Origin of the sequence: Streptomyces olivoverticillatus (genome assembly GCF_014203555.1) — a bacterium.
GTDB classification, from domain to species: Bacteria; Actinomycetota; Actinomycetes; order Streptomycetales; family Streptomycetaceae; genus Streptomyces; species Streptomyces olivoverticillatus.
On sequence record NZ_JACHJH010000003.1, the window covers coordinates 528,974 to 545,445 of the forward strand.

Sequence of the window (16,472 nt, forward strand, 5' to 3'; positions counted from 1 at the left end):
GATCGAATACGGTGGCCCGGGGGGATACAGGGCATGAGGATATGGACGCGGCTCACCGGGTGGGCAACGCTGCTCGTGGGGTACGCGACCGTGCTGGTTGCGGTGGTGCCCTACCGGGAACTGCCGCCGAAGCGGCAGCAGCTGTGGCTGCTCGGCGCGACCGCCGCGTGCGCGCTGTGCTGGATCCTGGCCTCGGCCCTGGTACGGGCCCGCAGACGCACGGCGTTACGCAAGAAGACGTGGCGCAGGAGACACGAGCCCTGGCCCGAAGCCCGCTCCTCGCATCTGCTCTGCTGGGTCCTCGGCTTCGGCATCGCCCTCACCAGCGCGGCCGCCCTGTGCCAGGGGGTCGGTCCCGACGGCGGCGACGGCGCCTGGCAGGCCCGGGTCCAACGGGCCGGCGGCATGGCGTACGACCTGCCCGTCCAGCGGGTCGTGGGCAGGCCGCACCCGGCCGATCCCGAGGCGGGCCGCACCGACGAGTACGAGTCGACGGTCGTCGTCAGGGTGCCCTTCACCTCCGGCGCCCGGCAGGTCACCCTCGACGGGGTGCGCACCCACGGCCAGCCGGAGGCCGGCGCCACACTGCGGTTGCGGTACGCGCCGAAGCAGCCCGGCCTCGGCGTGCGCCAGGTGCCGGAGAACGACATCGGCTCCTTCGCCGGGCGCGTCATCGCGCTCCCGGCCATCTGGATCGTCGCCCTGGCGGCGGGGCTCGTCACGGCCATCGCCCTGCACCGGCGCGAGGCCGGCGTCCGGCGCTCCCGCCGCTTCGAACCGTGGGTGCACCTGCCGGCCGCGGCCGTCCTCGCGTGCGGTGCGGCGCTCATCGTGCCGCTGCTCATCGGCTTTCCGGCCACGGACACGGGCTGGGCGCTGGCCTGTGCGGCGGCAGCCACGCCGTGGCTGGCCCTGACGTGGGTGGCGAAGACCAGCTGAACGCCCGGGAGTCCGCCCGCCGCCCGGCTCCTTCCCGGAGCCGGGCGGCGCGGGCGGCCCGGACGTGACGGTCAGGAACGGCGGCGCCGGAAGGCCCGGCTGATCAGGAAGATCGCCAGGACGATCAGCGCCACCACCATGAGGACGCCGACGATGACGATGATGAGCAGGGCCTTGCCGAGCCTGCTGAAGAAGCCCTTCTTTTTCTTCTTCTTGGCCTTGGCCGCCAGCTTGTGGTGAGCCGCCGCAGCGTGGTGCGTGTGCTGCGCCACCGTGGTGGCCGTGCCCTGCGCTGCACCGGCCGCTTCCGTCGTCACCGCGGCGGTGCCCGCACCCGTCGCGGCGGCGACGGCCGCCGCGGGGGCGGGGGCGCTCGTGGCCGAGGCGGGCGTGGCCAGCAGGGCGGCCCCCAGCGTCAGGGCGATGAGGGCGGACACCCTGCGGGCCAGGCGGCCTCGGTACCGTCCGTCGTTCTGCTGTGCGTTCTTCATCCACGCCCCCATGGGTTGGTGCTGATGACTGTTCTCGATGCCCTGCGGGGCCGCGGGGCGCCTCCATTATCGGCACAGCCGCGCGGCGCCCAGCAGGGCGCATCACCGGCGCCCGGCACACCGGGCGCATCCCGGCACTGCGGACAAGGGGGCTGCCGCTGGGCAAACCACCGTGCGGGACGGGGAAGAAGAGCCAAAAAGGCCGGCGCCGCACCACGCTGTCGCGGGGCGTCGCCGGCCGTGCCGGGGAGGGGCGGTCAGCCGCTCTTGCGGCGGAACGAGCGCTGGCCGCCCGCCTTCCCGTGAGTACCGTGGATCTTGGATCCGTCGCGGCTCTGGCCGCTCGCGTTCGCCTCGGAAGCGTGGCTGCGCTTACGGTCCAGCGCCTCACGGAATTTGCGTTTCACATCGTCTTCGCGACTCTGGCCATCGGCCGGGTTGTCCGTCATCAAAGCCTCCTGATCATCCGGGCGTTCGTCACAGCTTCGCACATGCGGCTGTCACGGTTCTGCCAATTATGGCCCCGGACCTGCGGCGCGGCCCGCCGGGGTGGTGGCGTCAGGTGACCGTCTGGTCGCCGTCGGGTACGTCCTCGACGCTCACCCGCACCGCCTTGGGCAGACCGAGGCCGGCGGCCACCGCGCGCGCCAGACCGTCGGGGTCGGGCCGCTGCGGGTACGGGACGCTCTCGCCCTCGCCGTAGCTCTCGATGGCCTTGGTGAAGTAGCCGGGGTACCAGGCCCCGACGGCTCCCCGGACCTCGACGGCGGCGACCGGGCGGCGCGCCATACGGCGCTTGACGGCGGCGAGGATCTCGTCCGACCGCAATTCGCCCGGCACTTGGAAGAGGCTGGCGTGCGCGCCGACCTTGGAGCCGTCGCGGAGCCGGACGGTGATGGTCAGACAGCTCGTCACGCTGGGATAGACGATCGTGCCGCCCGGGCCGGTCTCCGCGACCTGTCCCTCGGTGATCCGCACCGGGGCGGGCAACGCCGCACGGCCGGCCGCCGCGGGCTGCGGCAGGGCCTCGGCCACCCCGCTCGTGCAGAGCGGGAGGACGAGCGCGGCGGACAGGACGAGCAGGGAACCGCCGAGGGCGGCCCGGCGGGGGACGGATGCTGTGGATCCGTGCTGAACTGGCACGTCGCTCCTGGAAGTCGGGGTGCGGACCCCGACATTCTAAAGATCCGCCGCCCTGAAGATCATCCGGATCCTCAAGACCATCCAGGCCGGCTCACACGGCCGGGGCGTCCGGTTCGAAGCGGCTGCGGACCGCGGTCTGCACCTCGGCCTCCTCCGCCGGATCGGCTGCCAGCCTGCGCAGTTGCTCCACGACGCGGGCGTCGGCCGTGGTGGCGTGATGGGCGGCGAGCTCGCGGGTGGACTCCTCGCAGTCCCACAGGCACTCGACGGCGAAACCGGCGGCGAAGGACGGATCCGTGGCGGCGAGGGCCCGTGCGGCCCGGCCGCGCAGATGGGAGGAGGCCGTCTCGCGGTAGACGTGGCGCAGCACCGGGGCGGCACAGGTGATCGCGAGCCGCCCGGCCCCGTCGACGAGATCCCAGAGCACCGGAGCGTCGCAGCCTTCGGAGCGCACGGTCCGCCGCAGGGCGGCGAGGACGAGCGCGCAGTCGTACTGCGCGCCCCGGCAGGCGAGCATCCCGGCCGCGGCGGCGCCGAGGGCGTCGGTGCGGTGGATCCAGGCACGGGCGCGCTCGAGGGCCGCCGTGCTGCGCATCCGCTCGAAGGCGGTGACCGCGGCCTCGGCGACGAGGCCGCTCGGGTCCGCGGCGGCGGTCTCGATCAGGTCGAGCGCCTGGGGGTCGTGGTGCTCGGCGAGGTAGCGCAGCGCGGTGGCGCGGGCGGCCTCGGGGCCGAAGGCGGCGGCCTCGATGATCTCCAGCCGGTCCTCGGGCCCGGCGACCGCGGTGAGGCAGCGGGTGGCCGGGACGTGGCGGTGCTGGGTCGGATGCAGGGCCAGGCCCTCCTGGGCCCAGTCGAGGACCTCGCGCACGCTCCAGCCCGGCCGGGGGCCGGAGGGGCGCAGCTGGCGCTGCCAGCGGTCGAAGGAGCCCTGCTCCTGTGCGGCGCGGACGCGGGCGGCCGTGGCGGGTGAGCGCCGGTCCTCCGCCCACAGCCGCCAGGGCCGGGGCTCGAAGGCGTCCCGGACGGCGGCGGCGAGGGCGGACTCGCCCTCCGGGCCGGCGGGGAAGCGGGCGAGGACGGATGCGCCGAGGGCGGTCAGGGCCGCGTCGTCGTCGCGCAGGGCGAGCTCGTCGAGGGCCCAGGCCCAGTTGCCGCCGGTGGCGGCGTAGCGGCGCAGCAGCGCGAGGGCGTCGTCGCGGCCGTAGGAGGCCAGGTGGCCGAGGACGGCGAGGGCCAGGCCGGTGCGCTCCTCGGCGGTGTCGAACAGGTCGTCCATGTGGAAGAGGTGCTGTTCGATCTCGCCGAGTCCGCCGTCGAGCTCCAGGTACAGGCGCGCGTAGTAAAGGGAGCGGTTCTCGACCTGCCAGTCGTGCCGGGGGTCGCGAAGCACGCAGTGGTTCAGCGCGGCGAGCGCCTCGGCCCGCGGCGCCGCGAGGGCATGCAGGGTCCCGTCGCCGCGGCCTCGCTGGAGGAGGCCGAGCAGGGTGCCGCTGGGCGCTATGTCTGGATCGAACATGGGGTCAGCATCCGGTGCGGGGAGTCGGCTGGCAACGGGATTTCCGTCGTCCGGCATTCTTGCCGGTGTCCACTGGTGTTACGCCTGGTGAACCGTGGAATCAGGGGTTTTCCCAAGCGCCCCGCAGCCTACCCGGAGTGGCGTATTCCGCGGAGCCGTGTCGGATTTGTCGCAGTCCTGCCCCGGGCATATGCCCTCAGCACCACCGTATCGGGTATTGCCAAATCCCTTACGGGCCCTCGCTCACTGTGCAAGAGTCGTCACAGCAGACCTCCCACCGGCCGGACCGGCGGACCCCGGAGCCGGCCGCGCCGCGCCTGTATCGGAGTACGTATGCCGTCCCCACTGCCCGCGGATCGTTCCGCCGCCGAGCCGCCCGAGAGCGGCCCTGTCGACGCGCTCATCTCGCAGACGCAGCGGCTGCGCGGCGGCATCGACGCCGTCCGCCGGGAGACCGCGGCCGACGCGGAGCGCTCGGGCGATCCGCAGCTGCGCTGGCAGCGCGCCCTGTGCGAGCTGGCCGCGCACCACGCGGAAAACCTGGGGGAGCATCTGGGGCAGCTGCGCCAGGGCCTGCCCGCGGCGGAGCTCGCCGCGGCCGGTGCCGCGGGCGCCGCCACGCTCACCGCGCCGCGGCTCCCCGAGCAGGCCGTGGGCCAGGCCCCGCCCGCCGCCCCGGCAAGCGGCCGGGTGGGCAGTGCGGAGTGGAATTTCCTCACCGACGAGGTCACCTGGTCCGAGGAGCTCTTCGAGCTCTTCGGCCGCCGCCCCGAGGACGGCGCCCTGACACTGGACGAGCTCCCCTCCTGCCTCCTGGAGGAGGACCGGGAGCTGCTGACCGCCCTGGTCACCGACTGTCTGGTCGACGGGAAGCCGATCGACGGCGAATTCCGCATCGTGAGCGGCGGCGGATCGCTGCGCACGGTGCACATGATGGGCGAGCCGGTGCTCGACGCCGACGGCTGTACGGCCTCGATGTGGGCCGTCCTCCGCGACGTCAGCGAGCTGCGGCGCAGCCAGCAGGCGGTGCACGAGACCCGTGACTCGGCGCAGCGCCGGCGGCAGATCGCGCAGACGGAACACCGGCTTGCGGTCGAGCTGCAGGAAGCCGTGCTGCCACCATGGCGCGGCTCCCTGCGGTTCCCGCACGAGGAGAAGGCCGCCCGGGGCGTCCCGGACCCCCGCGACGCCGTCGGCGCCCTCGACCTGGCCGCCCACTACCTGCCCTCCGCCACCAGCAGCCTCGTCGGAGGCGACTGGTTCGACGCCATGCGGCTGCCCGGCGGGCAGACCCTGCTGACCGTCGGCGGCCTCACCGGGCACGGCGTGACCGCCACGTCCACCATGGCCATGCTGCTCGGGGCGGTGCGCGGCATGGCCGTCTCCGGCGCCGAGCCGGGGCCTTTGATGGGCTGGCTCAATCACCTCCTGGACGCCTCCGTGCAGCCCGCCCTGGGCAGCGCGGTCTGCTGCCGCTACGACCCGGCGACCCGGACCATGGTCTGGGCCCAGGCCGGCCACCCCGCCCCGCTGCTCTTCCGCGACGGGACGGGGCAGCGGCTCCTGCCCCCCGAGGGGGTGCTGCTCGGCGCCGTCAGCGATGCCGCCTATGCGCAGGCCGAAGAGGCCCTGCGCCCTGGTGACGTCCTGCTGCTGCACACCGACGGGCTGACGGCGCGTCCCGACACCGGGCGGCTGCTGGAGCTCGCACCCCGCTTCGCCGCGGCGAAGAACGCCCAGGAGTGCGTACGGGCCGTACTGGAGGAGTGCGGCGGCCGGGAGCGCAAGGACGATGCGTGCGTGCTGATCGCGTGCATCGGCTCGTAGCGCCGCCCCTCACCTCATAGCGCCGCCTCTCACACGGACGCGGTTCCCTTCTTGCCCCGCCCCTTGGGCAGCGCCCGCTTGATGTCCTCCCGCAGGTCCTCGATCTTGGGGTAGCCGGCGTACTTCCCGGTGAGCCGGTACATCTCGCGCAGCCGGTCCCAGGTGCGGTGCGAGGAGGTGTCCCCGATGGTCAGCAGCGCCATCCGCGCGTACCGGTCGGCCTGTTCGGGGTCGTCGGCGATGAAGCAGGCCGAGGCGATCGAGATGTGGTCGAAGATCGTGGAGCGCTGACGGCCGTCCTCGCGCATCTCCAGCGCCGCCTTGGCATGCCGCTGGGCGATGCCCGCCGCCGCCGGGTCGTGCTCGGCGAGCGTGCGGTAGACCAGCCCCTGCATGCCGTGCAGATCCGCCTCGTTGAACAGCTGCATCCAGCACGGCGGCGGCACGTCCGTCTTGTCCGAGACGAAGAGCTCCTCGGCCTCACCCAGGGTGCGGTGCACCGCCTGGCTGCGCCCCATGGACGCCTGGGCCCAGGCCTCGATGGTGGCGAACATGGCGCGGGTGCGCGGCAGCGCCTCGTCGCCGGCGCCGGACTTGGCCAGCTTCATCAGATCGAGGGCGTCCTGGGGCCGGCCCAGGTGCACCATCTGCCGGGCGCAGCGCGAGAGTGCCTCGCCCGCGCGCGGCCGGTCGCCGCCCTCGCGCGCCGCGTGGGCGGCGATCACGAAGTACTTCTGGGCGGTGGGCTCCAGGCCCACGTCGTGCGACATCCAGCCGGCGAGCACCGCGAGGTTCGCGGCGACGCCCCACAGCCTGCGCTGGAGGTGCTCGGGGTGGCGGTAGGAGAGCATGCCGCCCACTTCGTTGAGCTGGCCGACCACCGCCTTGCGCTGCAGCCCGCCGCCGCGGGAGGCATCCCAGAGGCGGAAGACTTCGACCGAGCGCTCCAGGGCGTCGATCTCCGTCGAGCCCACCGGGGCCGCCTCGTAGCGGTCGAAGCCGGCGGGATCGGCATGGGCGGTCGACCGCAGGGGGTCGTCGAAACGGGGGGCGTCGGAAGCGAGGACCGGATCGGAGTGCAGCCAGTCGTGCATCGCGCCCGTGATTGCTGAGCCTGCGGCGAGCGCGGCGCCCGCGCCCACCAAGCCGCGTCGGTTGAGCATGAGGTCCATTCCCGTGAATTCGGTGAGGACCGCGGCGGTCCGCTCGGGTGGCCACGGCAGCCCGTCGGGGGACTGCCCCTTGCCCGCACGCCCGCGCCGGCCGAACCCGAGGTCCTCGATGGTCACGACACGTCCGAGGCGCTCGGTGAAGAGGGCGGCCAGCACTTTCGGCACGGGATCGCGGGGGGACTCCCCCATGTCGATCCAGCGCCGCACCCGCGAGGTGTCGGTCGCCAGCTGCGGATGGCCCATGACCGCCGCCTGCCGGTTCACTAGTCTCGCGAGCTCGCCCTTGGACCATCCGGCCAGGCCGAACAGGTCCGCCAGGCGGGTGTTGGGTTCCCTCGTCACGTCAAGCCCCCAGGTTCCTCGGCTGACTTGAAGGTACTCGGGCGGTCATGGGCCAAGCGAGTATTCGCCAGGGTTCGCCAGGGTGCGCCACATGGTGTGCCACCCGCGGTCCAGTGTGATGTAGGAACGCGCAACCCCGACCATCCGGAGCCGTCGGCATTCCCCAGGGTGCTCGACGGGCCGGGGGCCGGGAAGCGCCGTAATTCGCCGACACGAAGGGATCTGTTCCGCCCATGTATGCAGCATCGACCTCCGTGTCCGCTCCGCCCCGGCCGCTCCGCCCCCAGCAGAGCGGCAGCGGGCCGTACCTCGACCCCTCCCATGCCGTGGGGGCCGCGTTCGGGGGCGCACGGGCGCGGAAGGCTCCGGGGATCGGCGCCCAACCGCTCAGCGGGAGAATCGACTTGTCCGGCCCCCAGGGCGCGCAGCTGCGTACGGTGATCTCTTCGGTTCATCGCATCTGCCCCGAGTTCAACCCCGTCCAGGTGCTCCGCCGGGGCAGCCGCTCGATCCTGCTGGTGGGCACGACCGGTCGCAGCACGGCCGTGGCCAAGTGTTTACTCGACCACTCCCCTGCCTGGACCGAGCGGTTCCAGCACGAAATAGCCACATACCGCGCGTTCGTCCGGCACCGCCCGCCGGTCCGGGTGCCCCGGCTGATCGCCGCCGACCCCGAAAGCTGCACTCTGGTCATCGAGCGGATGCCCGGCCGCCCGGCCGCCGTCCAGCGGCATCCGGTGGACACCATCCCCCGCGCGGACGTCCGCGCGGCGCTGGGTGCGATCTGCCGGGTCAACCTCTGGCGGCCGCCGGCCGGGATGTTCGACATGCCGCTCGACTACGGCAAGCGCATCGCCCGCTACCACGAGCTGGGTCTGCTCACCGATCGTGACCTCGGTGACCTGCAGAAGCTGCTGCACGGCCTGGCGCATGTGCAGGGCCAGTTCTGCCATGGCGACGCCCTGCTCTCCAACATCCTGCTCTCGCCCGCCGGACCGGTGCTGGTCGACTGGGACCACGCCGGCTGGTATCTCCCGGGGTACGACCTGGCCACCTTGTGGACGGTGCTCGGGGACGCCCCGGTGGCCCGGCGTCAGATCAGCCAGCATGCACAGGCCGCGGGGCCGACGTCCCGTGACGCCTTTCTGGTGAACCTGATGCTGGTGCTCACCCGTGAGATCCGGACGTACGAGACGGCGGTCCAGCGCGCCATGCACGAACCGGCGACGCCCGGCGCCGCCGAATCGGGTGAGGAGCAGCGGCTGGTGCTGCGCCGCCTGCACGACGACTGCGCCATGGCCCGGCGGGCCGTGCGGGCCGCCGTCGGCACGCGCTGAGCTCCTGATCCTCCAGCGTCCACACGCCGCGCGGCCAACTCGCGCGGCGTGTCGGCGTTCCCCCGTTCGGGGCCATTGCCACGCCCGGGGAAGGCGGCCGACAGGTCGGTGCCGCCACACGCCCACGACGGGAATCCCTCCGTCGTGGGCGTTGACGCGCGTCACACCGCCACCGCAGTCTGATGACCGCCACCCCCAGCGGGATTGACGGATCGTCTGCTCGGCCGGTTGATCTTGGTAAGTTCGGTCCGCAGGCCTGATCGCATATCCATCACTCCAGCGCACGGCACGGCCCGTCCTGAGGAGGCCGCATTGCGAGGATCCGCACCGGAATCACGGAACGCACCCCGGAGAGGCTCACGAAGAAGCCGCCGTTACCTGCGGGCGGCCGGCGCCGCCGCGTCGGCCGCCCTGCTGCTCCCCATGGTCTCGGCCCACCCCGCCGCCACCGCCGCGCAGCCGCACAGCGACACCCTGCAGAAGGAGTTCGCGGCCGCCGCGGCCGGACACCAGGTGCCCCTGAGCGTGCTGCTCGGGCTCTCCTATCTCGAATCCCGGTGGGATTCCCACGGTGGTGCGCCCAGCGTCACCGGCGGCTACGGCCCCATGCACCTCACCGATGCCGCCACGACACTGGCAGCCCTGCCGCACCACAGCGATGCCGGTGAGGACGCCCGCGGGGACGCCGGCCGCCCGCACGCCGTCCCGCGCACGGCCCTCCCGGCGCCCGCCACCCTCCCCGCCAGGCTGCGCACCCTGGAGCGGGCCGCCTCGCTGACCGGGCTGTCCGCGAAGGCCCTGCGGGAGAGCTCCGCGGCCAACGTCCAGGGCGGCGCGGCCCTGCTCGCCGCCGAACAGAAGCGGCTGGGCCTGCCGCTGAGCGCCGACCCCGCCGACTGGTACGGCGCCGTGGCCGGTTACTCGGGCGCCTCCGACGCCGCCACCGCCACCACCTTCGCCCATGACGTCTTCGACGCGATCCGCACCGGGCGGCGGCGCACGACGGACACCGGCCAGAGCATCACCCTCGCCGCGAGCCCTCAGCTCGCGCCGCGCACCGAGCAGATCGGGCAGCTCAAGCTGGGCACGGTCACGGACACCGGGGTCGAGTGCCCGCGCTCGGTGGCGTGCGAGTCGATCCCGGCGCCCTACCAGCAGCTGGACGGGAAGGACTACGGCAACCACGACCTCGCCGACCGGCCGGCGTCGCAGAAGGTCGACTTCATCGTCGTCCACGACACCGAAGGGACCTGGGAGACGACGATCAAGCTGATAAAGGATCCGGCGTACGTCTCCTGGAACTACACCGTCCGCTCGGGCGACGGGCACATCGCCCAGCATGTGCCGACCAAGGACGTGGCCTGGCACGCGGGCAACTGGTTCGTGAACGCCAAGTCGGTCGGCATCGAGCACGAAGGGTTCCTGGCCCAGCCCGACGCCTGGTACACGGAGGAGATGTACAGCACCTCCGCCCGGCTGGTGCGGTATCTCGCGCAGAAGCTCGGCATCCCGCTGGACCGCCAGCACATCGTGGGGCACGACAACGTCCCCGGCACCGTCCCGTCCACGATCAAGGGGATGCACACCGACCCGGGTCCGTACTGGGACTGGGACCACTACTTCGAGCTGATGGGCAAGCCGTTCCGGCCGACGGCGGGCCCCTTCGCCCCCATGGTCACCATCCGGCCCGACTACGAGGACAACGAGACGGCCTACACCGGCTGCACCGGGCCGAACGAGCCGTGCCCCGCGCACGGGTCCGGCGCGGTCCGGCTCTACACCGAGCCCCGGGAGGACGCCCCGCTGATCCGGGACATCGGCCTGCGCCCGGACGGCAGCCCGTCCACCACCGACGTCAACGACACCGGCGCCCGCGCCTCCACCGGGCAGCAGTTCGCCGTCGCCGACCGGCTGCGCGGCTGGACCGCGATCTGGTACCTGGGGCAGAAGGCCTGGTTCCGCAACCCCTGGTGGGACCCGGTGACCCTGGGCGCCCGCGGCAAGCTGGTCACGCCGAGGGCCGGGCTGAGCGAGATCCCGGTCTACGGGCGTGCCTACCCCGAGGCGGGCGCCTACCCCGCGGGCGTGCCGGTGCAGACGGTGACGCCGCTGCCGTACAAGCTGCTCGCCGGGCAGGCCTACGTCCTCGGCCAGACGTCGCCGAGCGAGTATCTGTGGGCCACCACCTTCGAGCCCGCCGGGCACCGGGTGGTCCGGGGCAAGGACGTCTACTACGAGATCCAGTTCGGGCACCGGGTGGCCTTCGTCAAGGCCTCCGACGTGTCGGTCAGACCCTCGGGCCGGTAGACCGGCCGCGGCAGACGGCAGGAGCCCCGGCACGACGAGTCGTGCCGGGGCTCCTTGCGCAGTGCGGGGCGCGCGGGCGCGCTAGCCGGCCTGGAACATCTCCGCAGGCAGCGGCTTGAGCAGCTGGTAGAGGTCGTCGGTGATCGGACGGTCCCAGCTGGCGATGGTGACGAGCACGCCGTCGCTGCGGTCGAACTGGGTGCAGGAGATCCGGCCCTCGGAGCACTTCAGCCGCCGCACGATGAGGAGGTTGTCCTCGTGCATGACCGGCACGTCCTCGGTCTCCAGCACCTGCACCGGCTCGTCGTTGCCCAGCGCGGCCAGGAGCTGCGCCACCTCGAAGGGCACCTGGCCCTCGGACAGCTCCCGCGCCGGGGAGCCCTCGGGGAGGTTGCCGATGATCATCGCCGGGCCGCGCCCGCCGAACAGGTCGTAGCGGAGGAAGACCCCCTGGCAGCTTCCGTCGGGCGCGGGCAGCAGCCCGGCCCCGAGGTCGCCAGGCCAGTCCCCGGGGTCCATGGCGAGGACGTCGAAGTCCGGCCCGGTCGGGGTGGCGGCGCTGCGGCGGCGGAGGAACGACATGCCCACATCGTACGTGCCCCTCCCCACCGCACGCGCCCGGGGAACCCGCTCGGGCGGTGCGCGTCCGGGTGCACGTCTAGACGTACCGGGCGGCGAGGCGCTCCAGCAGCCCGACGGCCTCGGCGGCCCGCTCGTAGGGCACGAAGAGGTGGTCGTGGTGGAAGCCCGCCACGACGTTGCAGCTCAGCCCGGCCTCGGCCAGGGCCTGGGCCACGGCCGCCGTCAGCCCGACGGCTTCCAGCGCGGAGTGCACCCGCAGGGTGATCCGCCCGGCCACGTAGGAGTACTCCAGCCCCGCCGCGTCGGCATCCTCCTGCCGTACGACAAGGGTGAGCCCCTCTTCCTCCGCCACCGTGACCACCGGACGGACGCCTTCGGGCACGCCACCGTCCACCACGGCATAGACGAAACGGCCGGGATCGAGGTGGGGCCGCATGCTGCCGAGCAGCTTTCTCAGATCGCGTTCTCCTGCCACGCAGCCATCCTACGCGGGGGCACCGACAGCACAGCGGATACAGTCCGGCCATGGCGACCGGCACCCTCGACTACTGGAACCACGGGCTGACGCAGATACCCGACGCCGTCTGGCAGTCGGAAGGCCTGCGCGTGCTGATCGTGGCCGGCAACGAACTGACCGAGCTGCCGCCGCGCATCGGCCAACTGACGGACCTGCACACGCTCGACCTCGGACACAATGCGCTGACGGACGTGCCCGAAGCACTGGGGGACCTGACCGGGCTGAGCCGCTTCCTCTACCTGCACGACAACCGGCTCGCCACACTGCCCGCCGCCCTGGGGCGCCTGACGGCGCTCCGCTATCTGAACGTCGGCGGGAACAGGCTGGGCGAACTGCCCGGCGAACTCGGCGGCATGAACGCCCTGGTGGAGCTGCGCGCCCAGGACAACCGGCTGGCCCGTCTGCCCGATGCCCTCGGCCGCCTGGCACACTTGCGCGAGCTGTGGCTGCGCGGCAACGTGCTGACGGGCCTGCCGCAATCCCTCGCCGCGCTGGGTGAGTTGCGCATGCTGGAGCTGCGGGACAATGCGCTCGGCTCGGTGCCGGAGGCGCTGCGCGGGCTGCCGTTGTTGCGCTGCCTCGACCTGCGGTCGAACCGCCTGACGGAACTCCCCCACTGGCTCGCGGACTTGCCCTCGCTGGAGAAGCTCGACCTGCGGTGGAATCCGCTCGCACCCGCGACCGGGCTGCTCGATGCGCTGGCGGCGCGCGGGTGCGTGGTCCTGCACTGAGGCCGAAAGGGCGCTACGTCAGGTCGAAGGCGCCGTCGCGCGCCTTGAGGACGAAGGCGCGCCACTCGCCCGGCGAGAAGATCACCGCCGGGACGTCCGGCTCGCGCCGGTCCCGCATGGCGATGTAGCCCTCGACGAAGGCGATCTGCACGTTCCCCCGCCGCCCCTGCCCGCTCGACTGCCAGGTGGCGTTGGCGAGGTCGAGGTCCGGCTTCACTTCGCCTGCCAGTCGTTCAGTCGTGCTCTCCGCCACGTCCGCGCTCCTCCCGGTTCGCCTACCCGGACACACCCTAGCGACCGGCGCCGGTGCCGGACAGGCCGCCGACGCCGGGTCCGCCGGGCACCGGCGAAAAGCAGTGAACTGCCTGCACACACCCGGCTTCAGGTGGTAGGGCGGGTGTCCGCCACCAGCCACATGGAGAAGAACTGCGCACCCCCGCCGTACGCGTGCCCAAGTGCCCGTCGCGCGCCCGGCACTTGGCGCTCCCCGGCCGCGCCGCGCACCTGGAGTGCGGCCTCGGCGAAGCGGAGCATGCCGGAGGCTCCGATGGGGTTGGCGGACAGGACGCCGCCGGAGGGGTTGACCGGCAGATCCCCGTCCGCTTCGGTCGCCCCGGACTCGGTGAGCTTCCAGCCCTCCCCCTCCGCGGCGAAGCCGAGGTTCTCCAGCCACATCGGCTCGTACCAGCTGAACGGCACGTACATCTCGACGACGTCGATCTCCCGGCGCGGGTCGGTGACGCCCGCCTGCCGGTAGACCTCGGCGGCGCAGTCGCGGCCCGCCCGCGGCGAGACGAAGTCCTTGCCGGCGAAGAGCGTCGGCTCGCTGCGCATGGCGCCGCCGTGCACCCAGGCGGGCGGGTGCGGGGCGCGCGCCGCGCCGGCGGTGCCGGTGAGGACCATGGCGCAGGCGCCGTCGGAGGAGGGGCAGGTCTCCGAGTAGCGGATGGGGTCCCACAGCATGGGCGAGGAGCGCACCCTCTCCAGCGTGATGCCGTGCTCGTGCAGGTGGGCGTAGGGGTTGCGCAGGGCGTTGCGGCGGTCTTTGTAGGCCACGAGCGTGCCGATGCCTTCGGGTGCGCCGCTGCGGCGCATGTACGCCCGTACGTGCGGGGCGAAGAAGCCGCCGGCCCCGGCCAGCAGGGGCTGTTGGAAGGGGACGGGCAGCGAGAGCCCCCACATGGCGTTGGATTCCGACTGCTTTTCGAAGGCCAGGGTGAGGACGGTGCGGTGAACGCGGGAGGCGACGAGGCTCGCGGCGACGAGGGCGGTGGAGCCGCCGACGGAGCCGGCGGTGTGCACGCGGAGCATGGGTTTGCCGGTGGCGCCGAGGGCGTCGGCGAGGTAGAGCTCGGGCATCATGACGCCCTCGAAGAAGTCGGGGGCCTTGCCGATGACGACGGCTTCGACGTCCGCCCAGGTCAGGGCCGCGTCGTCGAGGGCGCGGACGGCCGCCTCGCGCACCAGTCCGGCGATGGAGACGTCGTGGCGGGCGGCGGCGTGCCGGGTCTGGCCGATGCCGACGACGGCGACGGGTTCCTTGCTCACGGGCGCTCTCCCTCCAGTACGGCCACGAGGTTCTGCTGGAGGCACGGCCCCGACGTGGCGTGGGCCAGCGCCCGGTCCGAGGCGCCCCGGTGGATGCGGGCGGCGGCTTCGCCGAGCCGGATCAGGCCCGTGGCCATGACGGGGTTGGCGGCGAGCGCGCCGCCCGAGGGGTTGACGAGGACGTCGTCGCCGAGCCGGAGCGCCGTGCGCAGGACGACTTCCTGGGCGGTGAAGGGCGCGTGGAGTTCGGCGGTGTCGACGGGTGCGGTGAAGGCGCCGGCGTGCTCGGCGGCCAGCCGGGTGGAGGGCGAGTCGGTGAGGTCGCGCACGCCGAGGCCGTGGGGTTCGATGCGGTGGTCGATGCCGCGGATCCAGGCGGGGCGCGGGCAGATGCGGCGTGCCGTGTCGTCGGCGGCGAGGACGACGGCGGCCGCTCCGTCGCTGATGGGCGGGGCGTCGTGGGTGCGCAGCGGCCGCAGCAGGTGGTCGGCTTCGAGGAGGCGCTCGGCGGGGGCGGAGCCTTGGAGCTGGGCGTGCGGATTGGCCGTGGCGGCCCGGCGGTTGCGTACGGCGATGCCGGCGAGGGCGCGCTCGTCGGTGGCGCCGGCGTCGATGAGCGCCTGCGTCTGGAGTGCGGCGAGGGCGATCGGGTCGGGCCACAGGGGGGCGACGTAGTAGGGGTCGAGCTGCCGGGTGAGGACCGCGCGCAGGTCCCCGGGCGAGGACTTGCCGCAGGCGTAGACGAGTGCGGTGTCGGCCTCGCCGGTCAGGAGCTTGACCCAGGCCTCGTAGAGCGCCCAGGCGCCGTCCGTCTCCACGTGGGATTCGGCGATCGGGGGCCAGGCGCCGACGCTGTCGAGCGCCATGGTGAAGGAGAAGGGGCGGCCCGCGAGGTAGTCGGAGGAGCCGGAGCAGGTGAAGCCGGGGGTGCCGGGGTCCAGGCCCGCCTGGTCGAGCACGTCGCGGAGCACGGGCAGCAGCATCTCCGCCTCGGAGGTCTCGGGGGTGCGGCGGCGGTGGTCGCTCTGGGCGAAGGCGACGATGGCGACGTCCCGCGTCACAGCAGCTCCTTGTAGGCGTCGTAGGGGGCGTCGGGCTCGCCGGTGGGCCGGTAGTGGTCGGGGTGGCGGGCGCCTTCGGTCCATACGGGCTCGACGCGCATGCCCATGCGCACCCGGTCGTAGGGGATGCCGGCGATGCGCCCGTGGAGGGCGAGGTCGGCGCCGTCGAGGGCGATGTGGGCGTAGACGTAGGGCACGTCGATCTCCAGCCCCTTGGCCTTGATGTTGACGACGCAGAAGGTGGTGACGGTGCCGCGCGGGCCGACTTCGGTCTGTTCGTCGGTGGGGGTGCCGCAGGTGGGGCAGGCGCCGCGGGGCGGGACGTGGACCTTGTGGCAGGCGGGGCAGCGCTCGCCGAGGATGCGGCGCCCGGCGAGGGCGGTGAGGTAGCGGGTCTGGGCGCGGCCGGGGGTGTAGGTGTAGTCGAGCCGGGCGGAGGTGGTGATGCCGGTGACCGGGTCGGCGAAGGCGCCGGAGTGCGCGGTGGCCCGGGGCGCGGCCGGGCTGTCGTACGGTTCGAAGCAGGCGATGTCGGTGATGGCGCCCGTCCGGCGGACCGCCCAGCGGATGCGCACGCGCAGGCCGGTATGGACGGCGTCGGGTCCGGGCGCGTCGAGGGCGTGCAGGAGTGCGGTGTCGGCGCCGTCGAGGCGGACGAGGACCCAGGCGAAGGGGGTGGCCAGGGGCTGCCCGCGGCGTGGGGCGGGGTTCCAGGCCCAGGTGGTGACGGTGCCGGTGGCGGCGGTCTCGACGAGGTCGCGGATCTCCTCGGCGGTGACGGGGTCGTATTCGACGGGCGGTACGAGCACCCTGCCGTCGCGGGTGCGCACGCCCAGGACGGTGCGCTCGCGCAGGCCGGTGAGGAACGCGCTCTGGACGGGGCCGAGGGAGCGGGTGAAGGGGAACTCGACGACCAGGGGGGCGGTGAGGGTCTCGGGCGTGGGTCCGGGCATCGG

16 protein-coding genes are annotated in these 16,472 nt (G+C 73.2%); 5 read left to right on the forward strand and 11 right to left on the reverse strand.

The window, feature by feature from the left end; all coding sequences use genetic code 11:
- Positions 1 to 33 precede the first annotated feature (33 nt).
- Positions 34 to 939: a hypothetical protein gene (locus FHS39_RS13070; protein ID WP_184349487.1), complete on the forward strand. Its 906-nt coding sequence runs from the start codon at positions 34 to 36 to the stop codon at positions 937 to 939.
- A 71-nt stretch (positions 940 to 1,010) separates the two neighbouring features.
- On the opposite strand, the gene FHS39_RS13075 is transcribed toward FHS39_RS13070, so the two are convergent.
- The 4 genes from FHS39_RS13075 to FHS39_RS13090 form a co-directional block, all read right to left on the reverse strand.
- Positions 1,011 to 1,430: a hypothetical protein gene (locus FHS39_RS13075; protein WP_184349488.1), complete on the reverse strand. Its 420-nt coding sequence runs from the start codon at positions 1,428 to 1,430 to the stop codon at positions 1,011 to 1,013.
- A 257-nt stretch (positions 1,431 to 1,687) separates the two neighbouring features.
- On the reverse strand, positions 1,688 to 1,879 hold the full coding sequence (locus tag FHS39_RS13080; RefSeq protein ID WP_045932632.1) for a DUF5302 domain-containing protein: 192 nt from the start codon (positions 1,877 to 1,879) through the stop codon (positions 1,688 to 1,690).
- Between the two features lie 109 nt (positions 1,880 to 1,988).
- Positions 1,989 to 2,573, reverse strand: a complete 585-nt coding sequence (locus tag FHS39_RS13085) for a hypothetical protein (protein ID WP_343069548.1) — start codon at positions 2,571 to 2,573, stop codon at positions 1,989 to 1,991.
- A 91-nt stretch (positions 2,574 to 2,664) separates the two neighbouring features.
- On the reverse strand, positions 2,665 to 4,092 hold the full coding sequence (locus FHS39_RS13090; RefSeq protein WP_184349489.1) for a HEAT repeat domain-containing protein: 1,428 nt from the start codon (positions 4,090 to 4,092) through the stop codon (positions 2,665 to 2,667).
- A 333-nt stretch (positions 4,093 to 4,425) separates the two neighbouring features.
- On the opposite strand from FHS39_RS13090, the gene FHS39_RS13095 reads away from it, so the two are divergent.
- Positions 4,426 to 5,919, forward strand: a complete 1,494-nt coding sequence (locus FHS39_RS13095) for a PP2C family protein-serine/threonine phosphatase (protein ID WP_184349490.1) — start codon at positions 4,426 to 4,428, stop codon at positions 5,917 to 5,919.
- 29 nt (positions 5,920 to 5,948) lie between these two features.
- Here the strand turns inward: FHS39_RS13095 and FHS39_RS13100 are convergent, their stop codons facing one another.
- Complete coding sequence (locus FHS39_RS13100) at positions 5,949 to 7,433, reverse strand: DNA-binding protein NsdB (protein ID WP_184349491.1); 1,485 nt, start codon at positions 7,431 to 7,433, stop codon at positions 5,949 to 5,951.
- A gap of 233 nt (positions 7,434 to 7,666) precedes the next feature.
- On the opposite strand from FHS39_RS13100, the gene FHS39_RS13105 reads away from it, so the two are divergent.
- The gene (locus tag FHS39_RS13105; RefSeq protein WP_184349492.1) at positions 7,667 to 8,770 is read left to right on the forward strand and encodes an aminoglycoside phosphotransferase family protein; all 1,104 of its coding nucleotides are present in this window, start codon (positions 7,667 to 7,669) and stop codon (positions 8,768 to 8,770) included.
- Between the two features lie 312 nt (positions 8,771 to 9,082).
- A complete protein-coding gene (locus FHS39_RS13110; RefSeq protein WP_425507773.1) occupies positions 9,083 to 11,077 on the forward strand; it encodes an N-acetylmuramoyl-L-alanine amidase in 1,995 nt (664 codons plus the stop codon).
- 81 nt (positions 11,078 to 11,158) lie between these two features.
- Here the strand turns inward: FHS39_RS13110 and FHS39_RS13115 are convergent, their stop codons facing one another.
- Complete coding sequence (locus tag FHS39_RS13115; RefSeq protein WP_045932646.1) at positions 11,159 to 11,659, reverse strand: hypothetical protein; 501 nt, start codon at positions 11,657 to 11,659, stop codon at positions 11,159 to 11,161.
- Between the two features lie 76 nt (positions 11,660 to 11,735).
- Positions 11,736 to 12,134 carry an ACT domain-containing protein gene (locus FHS39_RS13120; protein WP_184349494.1) on the reverse strand — a complete coding sequence of 133 codons (399 nt, stop codon included), beginning with the start codon at positions 12,132 to 12,134 and terminating at the stop codon, positions 11,736 to 11,738.
- Positions 12,135 to 12,184: 50 nt separating this feature from the next.
- On the opposite strand from FHS39_RS13120, the gene FHS39_RS13125 reads away from it, so the two are divergent.
- Positions 12,185 to 12,907: a leucine-rich repeat domain-containing protein gene (locus FHS39_RS13125; protein WP_184349495.1), complete on the forward strand. Its 723-nt coding sequence runs from the start codon at positions 12,185 to 12,187 to the stop codon at positions 12,905 to 12,907.
- 13 nt (positions 12,908 to 12,920) lie between these two features.
- On the opposite strand, the gene FHS39_RS13130 is transcribed toward FHS39_RS13125, so the two are convergent.
- The 4 genes from FHS39_RS13130 to FHS39_RS13145 all read right to left on the reverse strand — a co-directional run bounded on the left by FHS39_RS13130 (position 12,921) and on the right by FHS39_RS13145 (position 16,469).
- Positions 12,921 to 13,160, reverse strand: coding sequence for a DUF397 domain-containing protein (locus FHS39_RS13130; protein WP_045932624.1), 240 nt, complete (start codon positions 13,158 to 13,160; stop codon positions 12,921 to 12,923).
- Between the two features lie 128 nt (positions 13,161 to 13,288).
- Positions 13,289 to 14,455 carry a thiolase domain-containing protein gene (locus FHS39_RS13135; RefSeq protein ID WP_184349496.1) on the reverse strand — a complete coding sequence of 389 codons (1,167 nt, stop codon included), beginning with the start codon at positions 14,453 to 14,455 and terminating at the stop codon, positions 13,289 to 13,291.
- Positions 14,452 to 15,516 carry a thiolase domain-containing protein gene (locus tag FHS39_RS13140; RefSeq protein ID WP_343069549.1) on the reverse strand — a complete coding sequence of 355 codons (1,065 nt, stop codon included), beginning with the start codon at positions 15,514 to 15,516 and terminating at the stop codon, positions 14,452 to 14,454. Before FHS39_RS13140 ends, FHS39_RS13135 begins: the two co-directional genes overlap by 4 nt.
- The gene (locus FHS39_RS13145; RefSeq protein WP_184349498.1) at positions 15,513 to 16,469 is read right to left on the reverse strand and encodes a Zn-ribbon domain-containing OB-fold protein; all 957 of its coding nucleotides are present in this window, start codon (positions 16,467 to 16,469) and stop codon (positions 15,513 to 15,515) included. Before FHS39_RS13145 ends, FHS39_RS13140 begins: the two co-directional genes overlap by 4 nt.
- Between the last annotated feature and the right edge of the window lie 3 nt (positions 16,470 to 16,472).